At 55.6% G+C, this 2,671-nt stretch carries 2 protein-coding genes and 2 pseudogenes; 3 read left to right on the forward strand and 1 reads right to left on the reverse strand.

Annotated elements, in window-relative coordinates; all coding sequences use genetic code 11:
* Positions 1-260: 260 nt before the first annotated feature.
* The 3 genes and pseudogenes from AC2FNB_RS20965 (at position 261) to AC2FNB_RS20975 (ending at position 2,130) form a co-directional block, all read left to right on the forward strand.
* Positions 261-1,127 carry a MurR/RpiR family transcriptional regulator gene (locus AC2FNB_RS20965; protein ID WP_480750071.1) on the forward strand — a complete coding sequence of 289 codons (867 nt, stop codon included), beginning with the start codon at positions 261-263 and terminating at the stop codon, positions 1,125-1,127.
* Between the two features lie 66 nt (positions 1,128-1,193).
* Positions 1,194-1,726 (forward strand): annotated as a pseudogene (locus tag AC2FNB_RS20970) (IS6 family transposase).
* A 77-nt stretch (positions 1,727-1,803) separates the two neighbouring features.
* Complete coding sequence (locus tag AC2FNB_RS20975; RefSeq protein WP_496748668.1) at positions 1,804-2,130, forward strand: Hpt domain-containing protein; 327 nt, start codon at positions 1,804-1,806, stop codon at positions 2,128-2,130.
* A 3-nt stretch (positions 2,131-2,133) separates the two neighbouring features.
* Here the strand turns inward: AC2FNB_RS20975 and AC2FNB_RS20980 are convergent.
* Positions 2,134-2,671: pseudogene (locus AC2FNB_RS20980) on the reverse strand (threonine dehydratase); the annotation flags it as partial.

A 2,671-nucleotide genomic window follows, 5' to 3' on the forward strand; every position in this document is an offset into this window, starting at 1 on the left:
TGCCGTACATCACCACCCGGCCGATCCAGCGGTTTATCCCGTCGATGAACGAGACGTATCTCCGCATGAAATTCATGCCCGTTTCCCTGTTTTACTGACCGTTCCTCGGATGGGCCCGGTTCCGTTATCTTTGCGGCGCACGTGACTCGCGCTCTTGTCTCACATTGGGAGCCTTGGGCGCTCAGTTGTCAACAAACTTTCTGTAGACATGACTACATCAATGCCTACTCTGTAGAAAAAGCTAGATTTGAGGATACCCCGTGATCCCGACGACAAAGCTCGTGAAACAGATGCTGCAAGAAGGCATCGACGACCTTACCCGGTCCGAGCGGCAGCTTGCCTCGGTACTTCTGCAGGACTACCCGATGGCAGGGCTGCAATCGATCACCAAACTGGCAGGCGCTGCCGGGGTTTCGACGCCGACAGTAATCAGGATGGCCCGCAAACTGGGATTTGACGGCTTTCCTGATTTGCAGGAATCCCTGCGCAATGAGGTGGCCGCCCGGATAAAGAAACCGCTTTCCAAACGCGGCCCGTGGGTTGAAGAGGACACCGCAGAACACCCCTTGCCCCGTTTTGCGCAAGCCGTTTGGGCAAACATGCGCCACACGTTGGAACGCATCAACACGGCGGAATTCGATGCTGTTGCCAAATTGCTGGCCGACACCACCCGCCACCTCTATGTCGTGGGCGGGCGAATTACCCGTTCCAACGCCGATTATCTGTTCAACCACATGCAGATCATCCGGCCCAATGTGACCATGCTGGGCAATTCCACCAATGTCTGGCCGCAGTATCTGTTGGACATGGATGGCACGTCTGTTCTGATCATCTATGACATCCGCCGGTATGAGGCCCATCTCGAAAAACTGGCTGATATCGCCTCAAAGCGTGGGGCGACCGTTGTCTTGTTCACCGACCAGTGGGGATCTCCCATCGGTCGCAGGGCAAACATCACCTTTCACGGACTGGTCGAAGCACCTTCGAGTTGGGATTCGACCATTGCGTTACAGTTGATTTCCGAATCCCTGATCGCCCAAGTTCAGAACGCGCGATGGGAAGAAAGCAAGGAGCGGATCGAGGAGTTGGAGGCGATGTTTTCTTCGACCCGCTTGTTTCGGCGATAGAGAGGGTGTTGTCACGCCAAAGGTCATTCGGCTGGTCATGTCCGCGGTTGGACGCAAGTGACTTCGATGAGGTCATCGTCGATTGGCTACAAGCGCCACCGGTTTCCACCTCAGATCATCGCGCACGCGGTATGGTTGTACGCTCGTTTCAACCTGAGCTTCCGGGAAGTTGAAGAGATGCTGCTGCAGCGCGGGATAGATATGTCCGAAACTGTCCGGCGTAGGTCATCAAGTTCGGACCGCTGATCGCTCGAAACTTGTGACGCCAACAGGGTCGCCCAGGCAATGTCTGGCATCTTGATGTGGTTGTCGTGAAAATCTCTTATCGCAAGTATTGGCTTTGGCGCGCGGTCGATCAGCATGGCGTCGCTCTGGACGAGCTCCTTCAACAGAAACCGTACAAACGGGCGGCAAAACGGCTGTTTCGCCGCCTGACAAAGCGTCTTGGTTTCCTTCCCAAGCGGATCATCACGGACAAACTGCGTTCTTATGGTGCCCCCACGCGCCGTCGCTCCGCCCTCACAATCCGATATCGCCGCCTCGAAGCACTTGACGCCTGCAATCCGAATGCCAGGATCTCTATCTGCATCGCAAGTTAGCGTGACAAAATCCCTTAACGTCATTTTTACCCGAAACGCCCTACCACAGCATGAACGAGACCAAAAAAGGGTGCGCCATGATCCATTGGCCAAGGGTCAAACAGTTGCGGGACGAAGTCGGCGCGGACGAATTCCCCGAAGTGGTGCAGATCTTCATGGAAGAGGTGCAGGAAATGCTCGACCGCATCCGCGCCGATGCGGATCGGTCCGAACTGGAACGAAACCTGCATTTCCTCAAGGGCAGCGCCCTGAGCCTGGGATTTCAGGCCTTTTCCAAACTGTGCCAGGATGGTGAACGTCAATCCGCCGCCGGCGATGCGGAATTGGTGGACCTAGAGGAGATCACCAGAACCTTTACCGTCTCCCATTCTGAATTCCTGACCGGCTTGGCACAGAATACATAACCGTCAGATCACGAACTGAGCCAGCGTCTCATCCTCGGTGATGTCGGTATAGGTGAACCCTGCGTCATCAAGGTGCGCAAACAGACGCACGAAATTTTCGAGCTTGCTGGTCTCGATTCCGATCAGGACCGAACCGAAGTTGCGCGCCGATTTTTTCATATATTCAAAGCGGGCAATGTCATCCTCGGGCCCCAGAATTCCCAGAAACTCTTTTAATGCACCCGGACGTTGCGGCAGGCGAAGGATAAAATACTTTTTCACGCCGGAATAGCGCTGGGCGCGCTCTTTGACCTCGGGCAAGCGTTCGAAATCGAAATTGCCGCCCGAAGTGACGCAGACTACGGTCTTGCCCCGGATGAAGCTTTGCACATCCGCCACTGCTTCGACTGCCAGTGCACCTGCGGGCTCCAGGACGATACCTTCTACGTTCAGCATCTCCATGATCGTGGTGCAAATGCGGTCTTCGGACAGGACCAGAACGTCCGACAGGTGGCGCGATTTCAGCAGTTCGAATGGCCTGTCACCGATCCGGCCTACCGCA

This window comes from Ruegeria sp. BHSB058 (assembly GCF_059613285.1).